Genomic DNA, 1667 nt, shown 5'->3' with positions numbered 1-1667 from the left:
GAGCAAGAACAGTCATACATTGATGAAATGATTATTCCTAATACGAAAAAAGTAGCTATAGAAGCTGCACGGGGACTTGAATGGTATCGTTTTGCAGATGAAGTAATAGGTATGGATACTTTTGGTGCATCGGCACCTGCTGGAGAACTTTTTGAAAAATTTGGCTTTAGTGTTGATGCAGTTTTAAAAAGAATGCAATAAAGAGGGTTATTTACCCTCTCTATTTTCTCTCTTATTGGCGTCCTTTTTGTTTGCCATTGCCATTGCCATTTCCTTCTTTCTGCTCGTTTCCTTGAGTATTTTTTTCATTCTCATTTTGAGGATAAATTCCCTCTTTATTCGTTAAAAGCGTATCATCTTTATAGTAACAACCATTTGTTACACCTATGTTTTTAAGTGCTTTGTCAAATGCCCAGTAATGGTTATAGCTTCCATCTCTGAGTGTGTTAAACGCAGCTTCTACATCTGTTGCGTTTGAGTCTTGTGCTTGAGTGATGTATTTGTCTAAGTCATTTATGTCTGTGACCTCTACCATACAGCCTACTTTAAGTGCATCTTCTTGTGAGTTTTGACCTAAAGCATAGAGAGAGTCATAAAGATCTTGAATCTTTTGGATGTCATATACTCCTTTTGGCATATTTGTAGCCGACATATTATTGTCATTGACAACAGTTTTATTGACATCTGTGAAGTCAGTAGTATTTAAATGATATTTTTGTACAAGAGACTGTACAATAGCAATGTGTTTACTCTCTGCTCTTGTAGCGATGTTATAAAGTTGTTTTATTTCAATACCATTACTCTGTTGGTAATCATAAAGATTCAAGTAAACATCATGTGCAAGACGCTCTTCATTTCCCATATATGCTAATGAATTTTTTAAATCTTGCGTTAGGCTTGATGTAACAGGATAATCAGACAGATTAAACTCTTTGCTCCCTTGGTTAGAGGCATTGTTCTCTTGGCTATAAGGTTGATTTTCATCCATCTTATCTTCATTCTCAAAATTATTTTCACTCTCTTTAAAATGATTTTTTGCCTGCGTTTCATTCACATCTAAATGCCCATCATAGTCATGATCTAAACCTAAATCATATTTATTATCTAAATCAATTAAAGTAGTTTCATTCATATCATGAAAATGAACATCACTTTTTATTGTAGATAAATCATTTGATACAGTTGGAGTGATTGTGATACCATTTGAACTATTTGCATCACTATCGAGTGATTGTAAAAACTGAAGCATTAATGTAATGGATGCCGTCTCATTCTCATCTGCTACAGCCTCTCCTGCAATTAATGTTTTTGGTGTTACTTCCCCATTCGTTCCTGGTTTTGTTGTTCCTAAAATGATTTTACCAATAGAAAGTTCCACTTCATCACCGTTATTGTAATGAAATCTACCAAATTTATCCGTATCACCTTCTAATCCTGAAGTAGTTGTATAATGAACACCTGCAACTGCTGAATCAATAAAATATCCTGTTGAAGTATCTTGTGTTGTTGTGTTATCACTACTCCCGCATCCGCTTAGTAACATACCTATTGCGACTGTAGATAAGATTATGCTTGTTGTGTGTTTTTTAATTGACATTGTAAACTCCTGTTTTTATATTTTGTTGGGAGTATTGTAGCAGAAGAGTGTTAGCGAAGTGTTAGTAGCT

General features: G+C 34.4%; 1 protein-coding gene and 1 pseudogene. One reads left to right on the top strand and one right to left on the bottom strand.

Going from position 1 to position 1667, the window contains the following annotated elements:
- Positions 1-201: pseudogene (locus tag MVY38_RS00595) on the top strand (transketolase); the annotation flags it as partial.
- Between the two features lie 31 nt (positions 202-232).
- Here MVY38_RS00595 and MVY38_RS00590 read toward each other — a convergent pair.
- Positions 233-1597: a DUF2202 domain-containing protein gene (locus MVY38_RS00590; RefSeq protein ID WP_297482282.1), complete on the bottom strand. Its 1365-nt coding sequence runs from the start codon at positions 1595-1597 to the stop codon at positions 233-235.
- Between the last annotated feature and the right edge of the window lie 70 nt (positions 1598-1667).

It is taken from the genome of Sulfurimonas sp. (genome assembly GCF_027056685.1).
Classification (GTDB): Bacteria; Campylobacterota; Campylobacteria; order Campylobacterales; family Sulfurimonadaceae; genus Sulfurimonas.
The sequence above is the reverse complement of the archived record's forward strand: the minus strand, read 5'-3'. Positions and strand labels throughout refer to the sequence as shown.